General features: G+C 50.2%; 19 protein-coding genes. 14 read left to right on the top strand and 5 right to left on the bottom strand.

All coding sequences use genetic code 11. The features are described 5' to 3' along the window. The first annotated feature begins 4 nt into the window (after window positions 1-4). Window positions 5-595, top strand: a complete 591-nt coding sequence (locus tag P2W70_RS10225; protein ID WP_276481351.1) for an acyltransferase — start codon at window positions 5-7, stop codon at window positions 593-595. Continuing rightward, on the top strand, window positions 579-1,337 hold the full coding sequence (locus tag P2W70_RS10220) for a WecB/TagA/CpsF family glycosyltransferase (protein ID WP_276481350.1): 759 nt from the start codon (window positions 579-581) through the stop codon (window positions 1,335-1,337). Before P2W70_RS10225 ends, P2W70_RS10220 begins: the two co-directional genes overlap by 17 nt. Before the next feature lie 112 nt (window positions 1,338-1,449). Here the strand turns inward: P2W70_RS10220 and P2W70_RS10215 are convergent, their stop codons facing one another. Next, on the bottom strand, window positions 1,450-1,998 hold the full coding sequence (locus P2W70_RS10215) for a hypothetical protein (RefSeq protein ID WP_276481349.1): 549 nt from the start codon (window positions 1,996-1,998) through the stop codon (window positions 1,450-1,452). A gap of 166 nt (window positions 1,999-2,164) precedes the next feature. Here P2W70_RS10215 and P2W70_RS10210 point away from each other — a divergent pair, with 166 nt between their 5' ends. The 10 genes from P2W70_RS10210 (at window position 2,165) to P2W70_RS10165 (ending at window position 12,221) form a co-directional block, all read left to right on the top strand. Next, window positions 2,165-3,286: an acyltransferase family protein gene (locus P2W70_RS10210; RefSeq protein WP_276481348.1), complete on the top strand. Its 1,122-nt coding sequence runs from the start codon at window positions 2,165-2,167 to the stop codon at window positions 3,284-3,286. A gap of 204 nt (window positions 3,287-3,490) precedes the next feature. Further along, window positions 3,491-4,870, top strand: coding sequence for an undecaprenyl-phosphate glucose phosphotransferase (locus P2W70_RS10205; protein WP_276481347.1), 1,380 nt, complete (start codon window positions 3,491-3,493; stop codon window positions 4,868-4,870). Between the two features lie 103 nt (window positions 4,871-4,973). Next, on the top strand, window positions 4,974-5,759 hold the full coding sequence (locus P2W70_RS10200) for a 5'-nucleotidase, lipoprotein e(P4) family (protein WP_276481346.1): 786 nt from the start codon (window positions 4,974-4,976) through the stop codon (window positions 5,757-5,759). A gap of 162 nt (window positions 5,760-5,921) precedes the next feature. Next, the gene (locus tag P2W70_RS10195) at window positions 5,922-7,184 is read left to right on the top strand and encodes a dihydroorotase (protein WP_276481345.1); all 1,263 of its coding nucleotides are present in this window, start codon (window positions 5,922-5,924) and stop codon (window positions 7,182-7,184) included. Between the two features lie 12 nt (window positions 7,185-7,196). Next, on the top strand, window positions 7,197-7,709 hold the full coding sequence (locus tag P2W70_RS10190) for a DUF4199 domain-containing protein (RefSeq protein ID WP_276481344.1): 513 nt from the start codon (window positions 7,197-7,199) through the stop codon (window positions 7,707-7,709). 6 nt (window positions 7,710-7,715) lie between these two features. Beyond that, window positions 7,716-8,660, top strand: coding sequence for a glycosyltransferase family 2 protein (locus P2W70_RS10185; protein WP_276481343.1), 945 nt, complete (start codon window positions 7,716-7,718; stop codon window positions 8,658-8,660). A gap of 8 nt (window positions 8,661-8,668) precedes the next feature. After that, on the top strand, window positions 8,669-9,847 hold the full coding sequence (locus P2W70_RS10180) for a glycosyltransferase (RefSeq protein WP_276481342.1): 1,179 nt from the start codon (window positions 8,669-8,671) through the stop codon (window positions 9,845-9,847). A gap of 112 nt (window positions 9,848-9,959) precedes the next feature. Continuing rightward, window positions 9,960-10,538, top strand: coding sequence for a D-sedoheptulose-7-phosphate isomerase (locus P2W70_RS10175; protein ID WP_276481341.1), 579 nt, complete (start codon window positions 9,960-9,962; stop codon window positions 10,536-10,538). A 22-nt stretch (window positions 10,539-10,560) separates the two neighbouring features. Continuing rightward, complete coding sequence (locus tag P2W70_RS10170) at window positions 10,561-11,118, top strand: D-glycero-alpha-D-manno-heptose-1,7-bisphosphate 7-phosphatase (protein WP_276481340.1); 558 nt, start codon at window positions 10,561-10,563, stop codon at window positions 11,116-11,118. Between the two features lie 83 nt (window positions 11,119-11,201). Further along, window positions 11,202-12,221 carry a hypothetical protein gene (locus P2W70_RS10165; protein WP_276481339.1) on the top strand — a complete coding sequence of 340 codons (1,020 nt, stop codon included), beginning with the start codon at window positions 11,202-11,204 and terminating at the stop codon, window positions 12,219-12,221. Between the two features lie 540 nt (window positions 12,222-12,761). Here the strand turns inward: P2W70_RS10165 and P2W70_RS10160 are convergent. From P2W70_RS10160 to P2W70_RS10145, 4 genes are all read right to left on the bottom strand, one after another. Further along, the gene (locus tag P2W70_RS10160) at window positions 12,762-13,418 is read right to left on the bottom strand and encodes a PH domain-containing protein (protein ID WP_276481338.1); all 657 of its coding nucleotides are present in this window, start codon (window positions 13,416-13,418) and stop codon (window positions 12,762-12,764) included. 48 nt (window positions 13,419-13,466) lie between these two features. Beyond that, a complete protein-coding gene (locus P2W70_RS10155; RefSeq protein ID WP_276481337.1) occupies window positions 13,467-14,525 on the bottom strand; it encodes a DUF922 domain-containing protein in 1,059 nt (352 codons plus the stop codon). Between the two features lie 128 nt (window positions 14,526-14,653). After that, a complete protein-coding gene (lepA, locus tag P2W70_RS10150; protein WP_276481336.1) occupies window positions 14,654-16,447 on the bottom strand; it encodes a translation elongation factor 4 in 1,794 nt (597 codons plus the stop codon). 103 nt (window positions 16,448-16,550) lie between these two features. After that, a complete protein-coding gene (locus tag P2W70_RS10145; RefSeq protein ID WP_276481335.1) occupies window positions 16,551-17,048 on the bottom strand; it encodes a hypothetical protein in 498 nt (165 codons plus the stop codon). A 239-nt stretch (window positions 17,049-17,287) separates the two neighbouring features. Between P2W70_RS10145 and P2W70_RS10140 the strand changes: the two genes are divergently transcribed. Continuing rightward, on the top strand, window positions 17,288-18,751 hold the full coding sequence (locus P2W70_RS10140; protein WP_276481334.1) for a T9SS type A sorting domain-containing protein: 1,464 nt from the start codon (window positions 17,288-17,290) through the stop codon (window positions 18,749-18,751). A gap of 130 nt (window positions 18,752-18,881) precedes the next feature. Further along, window positions 18,882-19,139 carry an acyl-CoA-binding protein gene (locus P2W70_RS10135; RefSeq protein ID WP_276481333.1) on the top strand — a complete coding sequence of 86 codons (258 nt, stop codon included), beginning with the start codon at window positions 18,882-18,884 and terminating at the stop codon, window positions 19,137-19,139. Window positions 19,140-19,142: the final 3 nt, after the last annotated feature.

The raw sequence follows: 19,142 nt of genomic DNA, 5'->3' as shown, positions 1-19,142 counted from the left end.
CGTCATGGGTATTTTCAAGAAGATATATCAATTGTTGTTTTTACCGATGAACCTGCTGAAGCTGCGCCTGTTCGCAGTACAGCATGGAAAGGTAACGATATTCGGTCCTTTGTTGCTGATGAACCGCGGCGTGATGAAACTTGGTGCCGACGCACGGATCAATTCCGGTAAATACAAGAACCCCATCGGGGGAGATACACGCAGCAGTATCGTCGTAAAAAAGAACGCTTCGCTTTCAATAGGTACTAATTTCCGCATGAGCAACTCAGCCATCTATTGCGCCAACCAGATCACCATTGGTGACAACGTAATGATCGGCGGAAGTTGCAAATTGTGGGATTCCGATTTCCACCCCATCGATCCTGCAGTCAGACTGGCCACACCTAATGAAGGATACAAAACCGCTCCCATCAGGATCGGGAACAATGTATTCATAGGTGGCGCATCCATCATACTAAAAGGCACCACGATTGGCGAAAATTCGGTGATTGGTGCAGGAAGTGTTGTTTCGGGTACCGTACCGGCCAACGAAATTTGGGCAGGTAATCCGGCCCGCTTCATTAAAAAACTGAATTTGCATGAACAACCGGTTTGATTTTCTGGGTGTACATATTTCGATCATCAATCCATCAGCAGCTGTTGATGCGATCAGCAAATATGATTTCCGTTCCCCTTCCTATGTCAGCTTTCCCGATGCATCCGTTATCAAGGAAGCACATGGCAATCCGTTGCTGACGAACATACTTAACTCGTCATTCCTCACCATGCCCGATGGCAAACCCTCGCAGGTAGTGGCCAGGCTAAAAGGTCATAAGTCGGTATCCACCGTATCAGGATTCCACTTGTGCAAGGCACTGCTGCAAAAGAATACGCTTACCCATTATTTCTATGGCGGCGACGAGGCGACGCTCGGGAAACTGAAAAACAACCTTGAACGGGAGTTTCCCAACGCAAAGATCCTGGGTTATAAATCGCCCCCCTTTGTAGCAGCCGATCAGATCGCAACGAGCCCACAGTTAAAACAGGATATATCCGAGATCAATGCCTTGCAGCCCGACATCGTTTGGATTGGCATCAGCAGTCCCAAACAGGATTATCTCATTCATCACTATCACCAGCACTTTACAAAATCATTGATGATGGGCGTTGGAGGCGTATTCTTATACCTGGCCGACGAATCGTTGAAAAGCCCCGAATGGGTAAAGAAAATGGGATTGCGCTGGGCTTACCGGCTTTCTAAAGAACCAGCACGCCTATGGCCTAAATACTATGCAACCTTTCGCTTTCTGCTTGGTAATCTTGGGTTCTTTATGAAGCTGGCCATTCGCCGGAAATAAGAAAAACATAAAAGAAAGGGCCTGGTGGCCTCTCCAATAAATAAAATGAATAAAGCCTCTCAATATTTTGAGAGGCTTTATTCATTAACAAGTTATTGAATGTGCAGTTGGCCTAATCGCTGTTACGCTTGGCAAAGTGGAAGTTGTATGCCACCATTACGCCACCAACACCAATTTTCGACAAACGCATAGTCGTGGTAGAAGCATGGTAAAATACACCAAAATCAATCTTGGCATTCAGCGAGTACCCTACCATGGGCATCACAGAAAAAGTAGTATAGTCCGTTCCGGAAAAAGAAAACCCAACCTGCGGTTCCATGAAGAAATAATTATAGACATCTTCTCTTCTGAAATCGTATCTGTATCCTACAAACGCAGTCAGGATATCATGCTCTTTCAAACCTTTTCCGTTTGGCTTTTTGCCATTGATACTAAGTGCATTCAATGAAAATGTGAAGTAATCGCTGGTTCCCAGGGGAAGAGAAAACTTTCCAAGGCCACCCGCGGCCCACGAGTAATTGCGGACCTGCTTGTTAAACGGAAAACCAGCCTGAGCACCGATGCTCATAAAAGGGCCATCGCTCCATTGCGAATAACCTGCTGTAGAAATAAGTAACATACATATGATCCCTGCGAAGCGGGATTTTGCTGTTGCCATCATAAGATACGAGTTTAGAGCATGTTCAAATTGCGCCACAATATATATAACACTCCTTGTTAACGCAAGTGATGCAACGAATATTATGAGTAATAATTTATGACAGCTGCAATTGGCAAATGATTTGGAAACTAGAAAAATATTACGCGTAAAAACACGTTTAACTTTCATGTCAAACGAAAGGTTTACCTATATAGATGGTTTAAGAGGGATCGCCATTGCCGGCGTGATCATCACACACGCAGCAAGTATTACCCATATTGACGGTATATCCAACTACCTCGCCAGTATCGGTGGCATGGGTGTACAACTGTTTTTTGTCATCAGTGCGTTCACCATCTTTTATACCTTGTCTAAAACCGACGGACAACCTTTTCAATTCAGGGATTTTTATATTCGTAGATTATTCAGGATCATCCCCATCTATTGGTTGGGAATTATACTATATACATTAGTGTATGGTATGGAATCGAGGGGATGGCGCGAAGGCCCCGAATTATGGCACTACCCCTATCACATATTGCTGGTAAATACCTTTCATCCGCTTACTTCCAGTTCTGTAGTACCCGGTGGCTGGTCAATCAGTTGCGAAGTGATGTTCTACATGTTGGTGCCTGTTCTCTACAAATACTTCAATACCAATAAGAAAATATTGGTTCTGATGTTGATTGCCTTGTTTGTGCTGCCGGTAGGCAACTACCTCCTCAACAAATATGCGTCTACTCACTGGCTTGCAGGATATGAGAAAAGCGTCACCAATAACTTTTTCTATCGTTGGATACCCAGTCAGCTTGCGTGCTTCGGCTTTGGTATGATCCTCTACAGAATATGGCGGAAGGGTACTTACCAACATATCATCAGTAAGCGATCGACCAACCTGATGCTTGTCGGTGTGGTATCCCTGCTGCTATTGGTCGTTAAAAAGTTCAGTGTGCCTTTACCGCAAACACACCACGTATACGCGTTGTTATTCATGATACTGGCCTTATTGTTATCAGCCTACCCCTGGAAGTTATATGTAAATAAATTCACTGTATTCCTGGGCAAGATCAGCTATTCAGGTTATCTCATACACTTTCTGGTAATCAAGCAGGTAACCCTTGCCATGGAGCAATACACACCACAGTTAACGACCGGTCCGCTGTATTTCCCCATCGTTACATTGGCAGGTTTTGCCTTTACTATTCCACTGGCCTACATTAGTTATAAATACCTGGAATTGTCTTCTGTATCATGGGGGAAAGCACTGATCAAGCGGCTTTCCAGATCACGTGAGCTTGCTGTTAACTAAGCTACTACATCCAACCTAACGACTGCCTGAACGTATGAATATTCCTACATTGGGAATAGACATATATGTTCAAATTAATTTCTTTTAATTACTAGTAGCTCCATCATATAAAATATAGTTTTACGTTTCAATAGTCAGATCCTTTAGTCCAAATTCAGTAAAAACTGAATCCATATTCTTTAGAAAACTTAACCCATATCCTCTATGATTCGTTCAGATCGGCGGCTTACATTATTATATGGAGCTGGAGACTTTCTAACATTAGGAGGTTGTTTCGCAGGAATAAACCTTTTCTATGGCAAAGAAATGAGTGATCAGAATTATCTGTACCTCATCAGCCTTGCTTTTGCCTGGATATTCTTTACTTCCAAGAACAAAGTTTACTACCTGCACCTGCACAACGGACTCAAGTACAGGTTCAAGAACCAATTGAAAACTCATTTCGAGTTGATCGCCGTGTTATCCCTCTCCTATCTTGTATTGGGCATTCCACAGGGATATAGCAAATCACAGTTCATCGTTTTCCTGCTCGGATTCCCGGCAGTAAACCTGGTCGTCAATTACCTCACTTTCCTGATCGTACGTGCACTCCGCATTAAAGGCAAGAACGTTCGCAAGGCATTGGTGATCGGCGCAGGCCGGGTCGGTGCCCACATCGACAATTACTTCCGCCAGAATGCCGACTTTGGATACCGCATCATCGGATTCCTGGACGACAACCCGGAAGACTCCGATCTGCAATACCAGATCATTGGGCGCATCGATGAAATTGACCAGGTCATACAATCCAGGAAAGTGGATGAAGTGATCATTGCCTTGCCGACACACCTCGACGAAAAGATCCAACAAGTGGTAGACCGTGCAGACTACTTCGGCATCCGTGTGAGGCTCGTACCTGATTATTTCCGCCTGCTGGGCAGAAACTATAAGACGACTGCCTTTGGCGATATGCCGATCATCAATATTCGTGAAATATCACTCGACCGTTTGCGCTTTGCCTCCCTCAAGCGTATATGTGATGTCGCCTTCTCTGCCACCATGTTGCTGATGCTGGCGCCCCTGTTTCTGGTGCTTGGTATCCTGATCAAATGGGAATCGGCGGGCCCCGTATTCTATTGCCCCATCCGGCTCGGACAGGGTGGCCGTCAGTTTAAGCTGTACAAGTTCCGGAGTATGTATACCAATGATGCTGCAGTAGCAGGTAAAGCATCCACAACCAAAGACGACCCACGGGTTACACGGATTGGTAAGTTCATCCGCAAATACAGCCTCGACGAACTACCACAATTCATCAACGTACTGTTGGGCCATATGAGCGTGGTGGGCCCCCGCCCCCATCGTATCTTCCTAAATGAAGTGATGCAGAAAGAGGTAGACAACTATATGATCCGTCACTACCTGAAACCCGGCATCACCGGTTGGGCACAGGTGAACGGCTGGCGTGGCCCCACCGATACGGAAGAACAACGCAACAACCGTACAGCGCATGACCTGTGGTATGTGGAGAACTGGACGCCCCTGCTCGACATCAAGATCATCTTCCTCACAGTATTCAGTGAGAAAACGCATAAGGCAGCTTTTTAACACCAAGCTACCACAACCGCCAAGGGCAGGTATCCGCTATAGGATGCCTGCCCTTTGAACATTAGGGCCTTCAAAACAACCACCAAAGCGGTACATTTGTCGTATGAAAACATTTTTCATCTGTATGATCGGCGTACTGCTGGCACCGCTTACGCAAGCCCAGGAGGCCACGATACCCGCCAGCAGCGTAAAGGCTTATCCAGTATTATTTCAGCAAACCGCTGCCGAATACAGGGCGCTTTGCTACCAGGCATTCAATATGGCCGCGCTGCGCCTGCAGGAGATACCCCGGCGCAAGTTGCGCAAAAGCAAACTGGCCATCATCACCGACCTCGACGAAACCATCCTCGACAATAGTTACAGCGAAGCCCAACTGATCAAAGAAGGAAAAGAATACAGCAGCCAGGCCTGGAAGCAGTGGACCGATCGCGCCGCCGCCACCGCTGTACCCGGAGCTGTTGAATTCCTGCAGGCCGCCAAACAAAAAGGTATCAGCATCTTTTACATCAGCAACCGCGATACCACCGAGATCAACAGCACCCTGCTCAACCTGCGCAAACTGCAGTTGCCCGATGCCGATACCAGTCATATGTTGTTCCTCCGCAATACCTCTTCCAAAGAGGTGCGTCGGCAGCAGGTCATGGAACAATACGAAGTAGTGATGCTGCTGGGCGATAACCTCACCGATTTCACCACCGCTTTTGAAGTGAAAGGCATCGGCGCGCGCAACCAGGCGACCGACGCCGTCAAAGAAGAATGGGGCCGCCGCTTCATCGTACTGCCCAACGCCATCTACGGCGAATGGGAAAAAGCCATGTACGACTACGACATGCGCCGGACGCCGGCCGACAAAGAAGCGCTGCGCAAATCGCACCTGACCGGCTATTGAGCTGGCTGGCATGTACATCCTTTGGCCATCCCTGGCATCACTCAGCCCCTACGGGCGCGCCACCCAGCCTCACAGGCCCCTTGCCTCCTGATAATCAACATTTTTTCAACCGGTCGTTTAACAACCGGGTGAAAACCTTACTTTTGCTCAATTTTTTGAACAATGGTGTTGCTCATTCAACAGGCTTACATTACAGATCCATCCTCTCCTTTTCATCAAACCAGGCAGGATATTCTCATAGAATCCGGCATTATTAAAGACATTCAACCACGTATCGACGTAAAAGCCGATCAGGTCATTGCCGGTGAAGACCTCCATGCCTCACCAGGTTGGGTAGATATTTTTGCCCAGTTTGCCGACCCCGGTTATGAATTCAAGGAGACACTCGAAACCGGTGCGGCTGCCGCTGCAGCAGGTGGCTATACCGATGTATTGGTGATCCCCAATACCAAACCCGTCATCGACAACAAATCACAGGCAGAATACATCCGGCACAAGTCGAAAGGCCTGCCGGTCAACGTATACCCCATCGGCGCCGTATCGAAAGGAACGGAAGGGAAAGACCTCGCCGAGATGTACGATATGCGCAACAGCGGTGCCATTGCTTTCAGCGATGGATTGCATCCCATCCAAAGCGCCGGCCTGCTGATGAAAGCCCTGCAATATGTAAAAGCATTCGACGGTGTGATCATCCAGATCCCCGACGATAAAACGATCGGCACCAATGGCCTCATGCATGAAGGCATTGTGTCTACCCAACTCGGACTGCCTGGCAAACCCATGATGGCCGAAGAACTGCAGGTAGCACGCGATATCAAACTAGCCCGCTATACCGATTCCAAATTGCATTTTACAGGCGTTACGGCGCCCCGCTCGCTCGAGTACATCCGGCGCGCCAAAGAAGCCGGCCTGCCGGTAACCTGCTCGGTAACACCGTATCACCTGTTCTTTACCGATAAGGACCTGTGGGAGTACGACACCAACCTGAAAGTGTTTCCACCCTTACGTACAGCTACCGAGGTAAGCGCCCTGAAGGCAGCCATCCTCGATGGCACCATCGATTGTATCACCGCCCATCACCTGCCACACGAATACGACAGCAAGGTGCTGGAATTCGAATACGCCAAGTTTGGCATGACCGGTCTGGAAACGACCTACAGCGTGCTCCGCACGGCGATGCCCGAAGTAGCGGAAAGCCGTTGGGTAGAACTGTTGAGTACCAACCCGCGGAAGATCTTTGGCCTGGGTACAGCTGCCATCGACAAGGGAGCAGCCGCAGCCATCACGCTCTTTGAACCTGAAGCCAGCGTCACCATCGACGCCAAACAATTCAAATCGAAGTCGGTCAACTCGGCCTTTATCGGTAAAACACTCACCGGTAAGATCCGTGGTATCGTCAACGGTACACATATCTCCGTAAAATAAACAACAAGGCCAATGGAAAAGAAGACGATCTCGGCAGTGACGGCTGGCCTCATTACAGCAGCGATACTGATTGTGCTGGCACTGGTGATCTATTTCACCAAACGCAATGAAGAACAATGGCCCCAATACCTGGGCATTGGCGTCTATATGGTAGCCATCGTAGCCTTTATCAATATCCATGCAAACCAGGTGGGACGAACGGCCTCTTTCGGTCAATTGCTCGGTTTTGGTTTCCGGATCATTCCCGTAGTGATCATCCTGATGGTATTGTATACTGTCGCCAGCAACTATATGTTTCCGGAAGTAAAGCAGAACTTCCTCGATTACCAGCGTACAGAAGCCCTGAAACTGCAGAACAATACGGAAGCACAGATCGACGAGAACATCAAGAACCTGAGTAAGAACTATACGATCCTCCTTGTCATGGGCCAGCTCTTCTTCTACATGGTAGGGGGAGCACTTGCGACGGTGACGGGAGCGGTGATTGCAAAGAAAATCCCTACATCAACACTCCAAAATCAGTAGCCTGGCATGGACGTATCTATCGTAGTTCCCTTATTCAATGAAGAAGAATCACTGCCCGAGCTGTGTGCCTGGATAGACAAGGTGGCTGCAGGACACCGGCTGTCTTACGAGGTCATCCTTTGTGACGACGGCAGTACCGATAACTCCTGGGCGGTGGTAGAATCCCTGCGCAGTGCCAACCCCTGCATCAAAGGCATTCGTTTCCAACGCAACTATGGTAAATCGGCCGCACTCAACGAAGGCTTCAAAGCAGCCAAAGGCGAAGTGGTGATCACCATGGATGCCGACCTGCAAGACAGTCCGGATGAAATACCCGAACTGCGTCGCCTGATCGTGGAAGATGGGTACGATATGGTCAGCGGCTGGAAGAAAGTACGGTACGACAATACCCTGACGAAAAATATTCCTTCAAAATTCTTCAACTGGTGTACCCGCCGCATATCGAAGATCCCCCTGCACGATTTCAACTGCGGTTTGAAGTCATACAGGCGCAAGGTGGTCAAGAGCATTGAAGTATACGGCGAGATGCACCGCTATATTCCCGTACTGGCCAAATGGGCCGGCTTTCGCAAGATTGGTGAAAAGGTGGTAGAGCACCGCAAACGCAAATACGGCACCACCAAGTTTGGCTGGGAACGCTTTGTAAACGGATTCCTCGACCTCACCTCCATCACCTTTGTCAGCAAGTACGGGAAAAGACCCATGCACTTTTTCGGCATGATCGGCACCATTAGTTTTCTCATAGGCCTGGCCATGATCATGGTATTGGTGATCGGTAAGTTCATAGACCCTACCAAGGGGCTTACCAACCGGCCGCCTTTTTATATTTCACTCACCGCCATGGTGATTGGCACCCAGCTGTTCATGGCCGGCTTTCTGGGCGAGCTGATCGCCCGTAATGCACCAGGCCGCAATAATTACCTGATCGAAGACAAGATTGGCATCGAATAAGGTTCCGCATGGAAAAGAAAAAGATTGTCATCATAGGTCCTGCCCACCCATTGCGTGGTGGCATCGCAACGTTTAACCAGCGTTTGTGCCAGCAATTCATCGAAGAAGGGCATGAATGCAGTATTTATTCTTTTTCCTTGCAGTACCCTTCCTTCCTGTTTCCAGGCACCACCCAGTATTCGAGCGAACCGGCACCACCGGGACTGGAGATCTATTCCGTGATCAACTCCGTCCATCCGCTCAACTGGTACCAGGTGGGCAACGCCATCCGCCGCATCCGCCCCGATATCGTATTGGTGCGTTACTGGTTGCCTTTCATGGGACCAGCACTCGGCACCATCCTCCGCCAGGTAAAAAAGAACAAACACACGCGCATCGTTGCGCTGACCGATAACGTCATTCCCCACGAAAAGCGGCCCGGCGATGTGCCCTTCACGCGCTATTTCGTAAAACCCTGCGATGCCTTTATCGCCATGAGTGAAAAGGTCATGCAGGACCTGCGTCAGTTTGAACCCCATAAACCGGCCCGGCTGATCAGCCATCCGCTGTACGACAATTTTGGGGAAGCAGTCACCAAAACAGCCGCCCGCGAGCGGCTGGGCATCGACCCCGATGCACGTATCCTGTTGTTCTTTGGATTTATCCGCAAATACAAGGGGCTCGACATCCTGCTCGAAGCCATGCAGCTCATCCGACAGCAGCGGGCAGCCCATCCAGGCAACGAAACCCTGTCGACCGTGAAATTGCTGGTAGCCGGTGAATTCTACGAAGACCAGAAAGGATACGAAGAACAGATTAGCCGCCTGGGCATTGCCGACCAGCTCATTTTGCGTACCGACTTCATCCCCGACAGTGAAGTGAAATATTATATGTGTGCGGCAGATTGCGTCATACAACCTTACCGCAACGCCACCCAAAGCGGCGTAACACCCCTCGCCTACCATTTCGAGAAGCCAATGATCGTGACCAAAGTGGGCGGTCTGGCCGACCTGGTGCCGCATGAAAAGGTAGGACTGGTCTGCGAACCGACGGCGCCCTCACTGGCGGCCGCTATCCAACGTTATTTCGAATTGGGAGAATCCTTTTTCCTGCCCTCCTTACGCCAGGAAAAGGAAAAATATGCCTGGCACACGCTGACCGATGCCATCATCGATCTCGCCACGCCGGCCATCGTTTCCGGCAATTAAGGAATTATTCGCATCTTCGCGGCAGGCGCTGGCCGGGTGGTGCCACCATCAAAGGCTGCCACGCGTCTGTAAACCGAAAAACAGTTCTAATCAGTTCATATTTATAATACCTATGCAGGACAAGATCAAGCACATCATTGCAGAATCGATTGAAGTAAAGCACCGTGTACTCGAAAACGAAGCCATTGTAAAAACCGTTGGCGATATCGTGACCGCCATGGTAGAGGGCCTGAAGCAAGGCAAACACATTTATTTCTGTGGCAATGGCGGCAGCGCAGCCGATGCGCAACACCTCGCGGCAGAATTCTCCGGCCGCTTTTATATCAACCGTGATGCGTTGCCCGCAGAAGCGCTGCATTGCAACACCTCTTATATGACGGCGGTAGCCAATGACTACAGCTATGATGTGATCTATGCTCGCCTCATCAAAGGCATAGGCAAACCAGGCGATTTCCTCGTGGGCTTATCCACCTCGGGCAATTCTCCCAACATCGTACAGGCCTTTGAAGTGGCCCGCGAAAAAGGCATCGTCACCGTAGGTTTTACCGGTGAAACCGGTGGCCTGCTGAAACCCCTGAGCGATTACCTCATCAACATCCCGTCGAAGAATACGCCCCGCATCCAGGAAAGCCATATGCTGCTGGGCCATATCATCTGCGAATTGGTAGAAGAACAATATTTCAAAGGATAAGCCATTACCCCTATTCAACAAGATGCTCGACCTCAGGCAGATCGATAACAGCTGGACCTTATTCCTCGACCGCGATGGAGTACTCAATATCGAGAAATACCAGGATTACGTGTACAACTACGGGGAGTTTCACTTTTACGAAGGGGTATTGGATGCCATGCGCATCCTGGCCACCCGCTTTGACCGCATCGTGATCACCACCAATCAAAAGGGCATTGGCAAGGGGCTGATGACAGATGCCGATCTGCAGCAGATCCATGACCGCATGGTGCAGGACATCGAAGCGGCCGGTGGTCGCGTCGACAAGATATACTACTGCTCTTCCATCGACAATAACCATACACACCGCAAGCCACAACCCGGCATGGCCTTCGATGCTGTGAAAGATTTTCCCCTCATCGACCTGCGCAAATCGCTGATCGTCGGTAATAACCTCAGCGACATGGAGTTTGGCCGCAATGCCGGCATGCATACCGTTTTTGTACAAACTACCCATCCGGATCTGTCCTTACCCAACGCTTTGATCGATCTGGCCGTCTTAGACTTACCAGCTTTTGCAAAAGCTTTGCAAGGGGCATAAAATTTAACGGTAGCTTTAGCGTTCCTGCTGGTACACACAGGTACCTTTGTTGCCAGATCCAATCACCAGATCGTACGGATACTATGAAGAAGCGAATTGTCAATTATTTGTATACCAGCGTCCTCCTGATTTCCTTTTTTGTCGCGCCGGCAGCCATGGCGCAGCAGCGTATCGCTGCCGCAGATCTGACCGTGCTCGAAAAAAAGCAGGACAGCCTGCAACAGCTGTCGGCCCGTATGGTGTTTGATTCCATCAGCGGCGACCGTTTTCGTGCCGACAGCCAGTTTGTACGCACCTTTGTACGTGCCCTGGTGACCAAAAACTCTTTTTATTTTCCGTTCGATAGCCTGAATATATCCCGGCTCTATGCCCCCGACAGCGCTTTCCGCATCTTCACCTGGCAAATGAAAAAGGATGATTATGTGTACCTGCAGAAAGGGGCTATCCAGCTTCCTACCAGAGACGGATCGCTCAAACTGATCCCGCTGCATGACGTATCGATGTTCACCCGCAATCCGATGGACTCGGCCCGTACAGCCCGCAACTGGATCGGTGCCATCTACTATCGCATCGTGCTGAAGGAATTCAACGGCAAAAAGTATTACACCCTGTTTGGCTTCGATGACTTTACCGTCAACAGCAATAAGAAATGGATGGAGGTACTCACCTTCAATGACAATGGCGAGCCCATCTTTGGGGGCAACTATTTCTCGTATAAGAACGATTCGGTTCCGCGCCCTACCCAAAAGCGCTTCAGCATCGAGTACAAGAAAGAAGCCAGGACCTTCCTCAATTACGATCCTGAGATGGACGTGATCCTGGTAGACCACCTGGTATCCGAAAGCGACGAACCTGAAAAGAAATGGACACTGGTGCCCGATGGCGATTATGAAGCCTTTAAATGGCAAAATGGCCAGTGGATGCACATCAATAAGCTCTTCGACCAACGCCTGAAAGACGGCGAATTCCCCAAAGAGGCGCTGCTGCTAGATGATGCCGGCAAGGCCAATGAGAAGGCGCTGGAAGAGGCTTCCCGCCGGAATATTCAGCGGGCCGAGCAGAAACAGCCCCCCAAAACGCCTGTTAAAAAGAAAGACAACTAGGTTTTCCTCCGTTATTTACTGATTTTCAACGCGGCAATCGCCCTTTAAGAGTGGTTCCGGTAGGCATTTGCCGTATTCGGCAGGGTATCTACTGGCCCATGCTTTTATAGATGTTCCGTAGATATCTCGTATATATCCCGTAGATATCACCTAGATATTCCGTCCTTATATAGATACGAGACATCTACGGAATAACAGGGAGTTATCTTGCTGACATCTATGGAATATCAATAAACTCGTCACCCAACCGGACAGGGAAATGAACCCATCCGACCAGCTTGGCGAGCGACAGACCTTTGAAAACCAATAAGTAAGTGGAGAATTGAAGAAAATGGTGATGCCAGTGGCGCAAACGCCCTTACACTTTCCGCTTCGCGAGGCCCGGTATGGCCATTCCAATTGCCAGGGGGCAGGAAGACAGTGTAGGTCACGCAAGGCCATTCCACCTGCCGCCCTGTACTGCCGGCCCCTGTTGGGCGCGCAATGGTGCCTATTCGTTAAATGGTAGGCGACGAGGCGACCCGGTTGACAGAAAGGGCCCTACTGGCCCAGTAATTTGCTTTTAGCGCGGTTGTATTCCTCTTCCGTCAGCACGCCCTGCTGGCGCAATTGATGCAGTTTTTCCAGCTCGGAAGCGAGACTATGGTTACCACCGCCAGTGGTGCCGGTATGCCCGATAGCAGTGCCGGTAGCTGTCGACTGCCAGCCCATGGCGGTCGCCATTTGCCGGGCCTGGCTGGTAAGCTGGTAATTCTTGTATTCGGATTGAGCGAGGGTGATCGTGTCTTTGAGGCGTTTGGGCTGGTGCACATTGTAATATTCCGTGGCACCCAACTCCGCCGCTGTTTGAATCTCTACGTGGCCGTAGTTGAAAATACGTCCCCAGATATTCTGGTCATAAGATACATTATTGATCTTCTCCAGTGGGCTTTCTTTCGCGTAATGGTTGAGCAACCCCGTTTCGTCGATGACCCGCAGGTTGGTGACTACCCAGATATCAACCGACCAGTTCCAGTACGCGAAGCCGAAGTAGACGAGGCCTGCCACGGCAGCGATCCAGCCCCAATATTGGATGAACCCGATAAAATAAGACGCCACAAACCCTACCAGTACGAGAAAGGCGGGCAGCACCAACTGCAACCAGCTGCGGTGGGTTACGAGTAAGATCTTTTCATCTTTCTGCAAGGGTGTACGCATGTATCAGGTTTGAGGAATAAATGTAGTCTTTTCGATCAATATAACAGGTTACCAAACCCTGGCAGCCAGCTTTTCGGCCACCCATCGGTTCCACTTCTGCTGTACGGCAACGAGTGTACCATGTTTGGTTTCGGCATCATATTGCTTCTGAAGGGCATCGAGCTCCCGTTGCTTTTGCGCATGCACTTTCTCCAGCTCTTCCTGGTAATTGGCCTTGTTCAGCGACAGGGTACGCAGGGTATCGGCCAGTTCAGCCGCTTTGATCGCTGTAAGCTCAAAATGCTTTTGCTCGTGGGCCAGTATTTTATCGCTGCCGCGGTGTTTGGGATTGAACCAGGAGCGTGCTTTGTCGAAGTACACGGCGATCTGCACATCTACATTGATCCTGCCTTTATCAACGCTGGAAGAATACCGCAAAGACATGGCGGTGGCCGTGAGCGCAGCGGCCAGGCTTAGTCCATCGGGGGTGCCGATGAAGTCATTGTAGGTAAGTGGCCGTTGTGGTGAATAGATGATCTGTCCGGAATCTTTGACAGTACGCATCACCGTAACGGTGCATTCCACCGGTGCATTCTTTTCGTACAGCAGCCGGTTCTTATCCCACCAGTCATCAAACTGCAGCAGGCTGCTACGCACGTTTTGCCGCACCATATCTTCCACATGCTTCACCACATCGCCCATGGTCTCCAGTTCGCTGGTGCCTTTGTAGTCATAGGTCCGGGCTCCCTGTATCCAGAAAGCGAGCAGGAAACTCACTTCCACCTTGGTTCGAAGACCGCCGGGCCGTTCTACCAGGGCCAGTTCATCGATGTGCAATTCGATGGGGGTACTGCCATTATCCTGCCGGAAATTCGCAGCCATATAATCTTCCAGGGCGGCGGTCAGGCCACGTTCGAAGCCTAGCTGCAGGGTCTTCTTTCCCAACAAGCCACTCCGTACCGTACCCAACAGGGCGGTATCCCGGCGATCGTCTTTTATCCGCACGATATGGTAGTGCTTCAACGATTGCCGGTCCGGTTCGTTGCGAAAACGAATGAGGCGGGTATCCTGCGCGGGCAGCAGGCAGGTGGATAAAAGCATTAATAGCAGCAGGGAGAGCGTGCGCATACGAGGCAATATAAGGAAGATGAGGCAATTCATCAACGTTGCGTGGCCACCTGCGGCCATCCTGGTGCACAAAAAAATGGGCGCACCAGAGCAGGTACACCCATTACTATTTTTATGGAGGCGGGTGATCAATCGTCGAGCTTCAGTACAGCCAGGAAGGCTTCCTGCGGTACTTCTACGTTGCCGATCTGGCGCATCCGCTTCTTACCTTCTTTCTGTTTTTCGAGCAGTTTACGCTTACGGCTGATGTCACCACCATAACATTTAGCGGTTACGTCCTTACGCATGGCCGAGATGTTTTCGCGGGCCATGATCTTGGCCCCAACAGCTGCCTGGATAGCGATCTGGAACTGCTGACGCGGCACCAGTTCTTTCAGCTTTTCGCAAAGCTTGCGACCGAAATCCTGCGAGCGGCCACGGTGAATCAGGGCGCTGAGGGCATCGACCTTATCGTTGTTGAGCAGGATGTCCATCTTCACGATATCGCTTTCGCGGTAGCCGATAGGATGGTAATCGAACGAGGCGTAACCACGTGTCTGGCTCTTCAGCTTGTCGTAGAAGTCAAATACGATCTCGGTGAGGGGCATTTCGAACTGGAGCTCCACGCGGGTGGTGGTCAGGTAGCTCTGGTTCATGAGGATACCACGCTTGCCGAGGCACAGGGTCATGATATTACCGATGTACTCGGGTTTGGTGATGATCTGTGCTTTGATATAGGGCTCTTCGATACGGTCGGTCTTGACCGGATCGGGAAACTCGGTGGGGTTGTTGACGATCACCTTCTCTCCTTTGGTGGTGTAAGCGATGAAACTTACGTTGGGAACGGTGGTGATCACCGTTTGGTTGAATTCGCGCTCGAGACGCTCCTGGATGATCTCCATGTGCAGCATACCGAGGAAGCCGCAACGGAAACCGAAACCGAGTGCCTGCGAGGTTTCCAGTTCATAGGTGAGCGAGGCGTCATTCAATTGCAGCTTGTCCATGCAATCACGCAGCTCTTCAAACTCGTCGGTATTGACGGGGAAGATACCAGCGAATACCATGGGCTTCACTTCCTGGAAACCTTTGATCATTTCCTGGGTAGGCCTGTTGGCGAGGGTGATGGTATCACCCACTTTTACCTCTTTGGCATTTTTGATGCCGGTAATCAGGTATCCTACGTCACCGGCGCTCACTTCTTTCTTTTCGGTCATCTTTAGCTTCAGGATGCCTACTTCTGCGGCTTCGTAGTCGGCTTCGGTCGATACGAACCGAACCTTATCATTCTTGCGGATGGTACCGTTGAGTACCCGGAAGTACACGATGATACCGCGGAAGCTATTGAATACGCTGTCGAAGATCAGGGCCTGCAGGGGCGCTTCGGGATCGCCTTTGGGGGCGGGGATGCGCTGTACAATGGCTTCTAGGATGCCATCGATACCGATACCGGTACGACCGCTGGCCAGGAGGATCTCTTCGGGCTTACAGCCGATGAGCTCGATGATCTGGTCTTTCACCTCTTCGATCATGGCGCCGTCCATGTCGATCTTGTTGATCACGGGAATGATCTCCAGGTCGTTGTCGATGGCGAGGTAGAGGTTGCTGATGGTTTGTGCCTGGATGCCCTGGGTAGCATCTACCAGCAGCAGGGCGCCTTCGCAGGCGGCGAGGGCACGGCTCACTTCATAGCTGAAGTCGACGTGACCGGGGGTATCGATCAGGTTCAGGATGTATTCCTGACCATCTGTATGCTTGTAATTGATCTGGATCGCGTGGCTCTTGATGGTGATCCCTTTTTCCCGCTCCAGGTCCATATCATCCAGTACCTGGTCCATCATTTCACGTTCGCTGATGGTATTGGTGGATTGTAACAATCTGTCTGCCAGGGTACTTTTGCCGTGGTCAATATGGGCGATAATACAAAAATTGCGGATATTCTTCATGTACGTTGCTCCTCTGTTTAGGAGGTGCAAAAGTAGTTGATTTTAAGCAGAAAGTCCTCTCCAAACGGAGAGGACCTTTCAACATCTTACTGACGCGGGTGCATTATTTCTTGTCGTAGACCAGGGTCGTCTTGTTTTCGCCCCTTGGCGTGGTCGTGGTGGCATCGATGGAGAGGGTTTTACCGCCATCGAGCAGTTTCCAGATCTCTACCGACTTGATTTCGATGGTATTACCATCTCTTTCGAAATTGGTAGTCGCATTGATGGTGAGTTCTTCACCGCTGGCAGACCAGGCGGCCGTGCTCACTTTCTTGGAATTTCCAAAAACCGTGTTCTCGGAGGGCTTACCATCGGTGGTGATTTTTTCGCTGGAGGTGCGCGATTCGCCGTTGAACGAGGAAGTACGTTCGATCACGATCGCGGCGCCATCATTGGATACCTTCAGCGTAGTGGCATTCATACGCATACGGCCTTCGCCCATTTTGCTCTTACCTTCATTGAAAGACCATTCTCCTTTAAAATCAGCATTGACGATCACGGTAGCAGCGGTACCGATCAGTGCTACGGCTGCCAACAGCAGGGCAGCGAGTTTTCTTTTCATACCAGTTGATTTTGAGTGTGTTGATGTACCCGGAAGGTAAGCAATTAACTGAATGGCGGAAGCATATTATTTTACCTTATACTAGTCGTATCCTATCCCGCGTTATTATCCCAACCGGGGAACCGGGAATGTATTTTGGGAAATGGTCAAGTCCGGCACTCTTTATAAACTTCTAGTAATCAAGCCATATAAATCAGGTATGCCATTTGACTATCCATGCCAGATCAATTCGTACCCTTATGTATCAATCCCGAACCGAACAAATGCCCCCGCGCGCAAAGGCCATTAGTGTCGCCTTTCCCCATGCCTTTGTGTGGAGACGTGTACTGATGACGTTGCTGCTTGCGCTGGCCCTGTTCTTTTCGCTGAAGGCTCAAAACGTTACTGAGATCATCACCGACTATAATGGATATTGGAAAAGCGGCAGCTCCGCCATCAGCGCTGTAAAACCAGACAATTCTCATAACCTGGTAGCTTTTACGTACAATGGCGTTCGCTACTCTACCGGCGTCAATGACGCTTTATTGACCACCCATGGCCAGGCCTTTACGGCTGGTGACTATAAAGCTTTACCGGTTCAGCACATCAGCGTTACGGCCAATGCCAACACCAAGATCGCACTCGGGGCGATGTATGACGGCGTATTCAATGGCGCCAGCAACCCGCCCCCCATCAACGATATCTACAGATACCTCACCGATGGTGCCCGTGGTATGGATATTGGCACCGGGGTAGCCAACCTGCCAGCCGGTACTATTACATTTGCTGTCTCGGACTTACAATCCACCCTCATCGGTGATGGAATTCCGGACCTGTTGATCACGCAAATCGCCGATCCCTCTGGTTCATCAGACCAATATGAATTTGCTGACGTCAATGGCGTACGTGTCGGCAATCTCGTTAGTATCAACCTGGAAACCCTCAGCCACCTTGGCCAATGGATCGCCGACTTCTACAATGCGAATACAAGCCCTATGTTCCTGAGCTCTGGGTTTACACAAACCGAGCGCCCCCTGCGCCTGTGGGCTGCCGATTTCAGCACCTTTGGTATCAATGCTTCCAACATCAACCAGATAGCCTATTTCAGGATCCGCCTGAGCGGTAATAGCGATATGGCCTTTGTCGCCTACAACAACAAATCATTCACCATCCCTTCTTCCCTGCCCGTTGAATTGAATGCCTTTAAAGGAGTGTCCGTGCAACAGTCGGTACAACTTGACTGGCAAACAGCCAGCGAATCGACACTCGCTCACTTTGAAGTGGAATACAGCCAGGATGGTCAGCAATTCACGGCCATTGACCGGGTTGCCGCTACCGGCAACAGCAATACGCTTCGCAACTATGGCTTTACCCACCGAACCCCTGCCGCCGGCGCTGCCTGGTACCGTTTGAAGCAGGTGGACCTGGATGGCCGTTATACCTACAGCAACACGATCAGGGTAGCAGTACAACGCAACGTAAACAGTAAGGTGCATACCTTCCCTAACCCCGTCATCAACCGGGTAACGGTTCAACACAAACGGGCAAACGGCACCGATCGGGCTGTTGTCTGCAACCTGTTGGGTAATGTGCTGGTGCAATGGAAGCCCGCAACCGGCAGTACACAGTCAACTATCAACCTGGAATCCTTGCCTACCGGAACCTATGTAATCGTAGTAGGCCGTGGTGAGGAGCAGCAAACATCGATGATCCTTAAAAAATAATTATATATTGTACAGAACCCACAGACGTCCCGTTTCTACGGGACGTTTTTTTTAGTCGTAGGTCATAAGAGCAAGTTCTGTACCTTGGCTGCTGACTTTTCCTTACATTCGCGATAAACATAATGTGACTATGGACCTGAAAACCCTTTTTGAACAAGCTACTGAAGACAGCAAAGCATTATCCGACCGGCCCAGCAATGACACCCTGCTTCAATTGTATTCTCTGTACAAACAAGCTACCGAGGGCGATGTCAATGTAGATCCTCCTTCCAATCCTTTTGATTTTGTATCCAAAGCCAAATACGAAGCGTGGGCTGGCCTGAAGGGCAAGACCAAAGAAGTTGCAATGCAGGATTATATCAACCTGGTGGGTAAACTGAAAGGGTAAGGT

The organism is Paraflavitalea pollutisoli, from assembly GCF_029360705.1.
In the GTDB taxonomy this organism is placed as follows: domain Bacteria; phylum Bacteroidota; class Bacteroidia; order Chitinophagales; family Chitinophagaceae; genus Paraflavitalea; species Paraflavitalea pollutisoli.
Note: the sequence above shows the minus strand (reverse complement) of the source record. Positions and strands in the feature narration are given on the sequence as shown.

Bases quoted from the DNA above. Each gene is read 5' to 3' on its own strand.
- P2W70_RS10180 (WP_276481342.1), top strand. From the start codon at position 8,669: ATGGAAAAGAAAAAGATTGTCATCATAGGTCCTGCCCACCCATTGCGT.
- P2W70_RS10220 (WP_276481350.1), top strand. From the start codon at position 579: ATGAACAACCGGTTTGATTTTCTGGGTGTACATATTTCGATCATCAAT.
- P2W70_RS10165 (WP_276481339.1), top strand. From the start codon at position 11,202: ATGAAGAAGCGAATTGTCAATTATTTGTATACCAGCGTCCTCCTGATT.
- P2W70_RS10135 (WP_276481333.1), top strand. From the start codon at position 18,882: ATGGACCTGAAAACCCTTTTTGAACAAGCTACTGAAGACAGCAAAGCA.
- P2W70_RS10205 (WP_276481347.1), top strand. From the start codon at position 3,491: ATGATTCGTTCAGATCGGCGGCTTACATTATTATATGGAGCTGGAGAC.
- P2W70_RS10140 (WP_276481334.1), top strand. From the start codon at position 17,288: ATGTATCAATCCCGAACCGAACAAATGCCCCCGCGCGCAAAGGCCATT.
- P2W70_RS10195 (WP_276481345.1), top strand. From the start codon at position 5,922: ATGGTGTTGCTCATTCAACAGGCTTACATTACAGATCCATCCTCTCCT.
- P2W70_RS10155 (WP_276481337.1), bottom strand. From the start codon at position 14,525: ATGCGCACGCTCTCCCTGCTGCTATTAATGCTTTTATCCACCTGCCTG.
- P2W70_RS10190 (WP_276481344.1), top strand. From the start codon at position 7,197: ATGGAAAAGAAGACGATCTCGGCAGTGACGGCTGGCCTCATTACAGCA.
- lepA (WP_276481336.1), bottom strand. From the start codon at position 16,447: ATGAAGAATATCCGCAATTTTTGTATTATCGCCCATATTGACCACGGC.
- P2W70_RS10160 (WP_276481338.1), bottom strand. From the start codon at position 13,418: ATGCGTACACCCTTGCAGAAAGATGAAAAGATCTTACTCGTAACCCAC.
- P2W70_RS10210 (WP_276481348.1), top strand. From the start codon at position 2,165: ATGTCAAACGAAAGGTTTACCTATATAGATGGTTTAAGAGGGATCGCC.
- P2W70_RS10185 (WP_276481343.1), top strand. From the start codon at position 7,716: ATGGACGTATCTATCGTAGTTCCCTTATTCAATGAAGAAGAATCACTG.
- P2W70_RS10170 (WP_276481340.1), top strand. From the start codon at position 10,561: ATGCTCGACCTCAGGCAGATCGATAACAGCTGGACCTTATTCCTCGAC.
- P2W70_RS10145 (WP_276481335.1), bottom strand. From the start codon at position 17,048: ATGAAAAGAAAACTCGCTGCCCTGCTGTTGGCAGCCGTAGCACTGATC.
- P2W70_RS10200 (WP_276481346.1), top strand. From the start codon at position 4,974: ATGAAAACATTTTTCATCTGTATGATCGGCGTACTGCTGGCACCGCTT.
- P2W70_RS10225 (WP_276481351.1), top strand. From the start codon at position 5: ATGGGTATTTTCAAGAAGATATATCAATTGTTGTTTTTACCGATGAAC.
- P2W70_RS10215 (WP_276481349.1), bottom strand. From the start codon at position 1,998: ATGATGGCAACAGCAAAATCCCGCTTCGCAGGGATCATATGTATGTTA.
- P2W70_RS10175 (WP_276481341.1), top strand. From the start codon at position 9,960: ATGCAGGACAAGATCAAGCACATCATTGCAGAATCGATTGAAGTAAAG.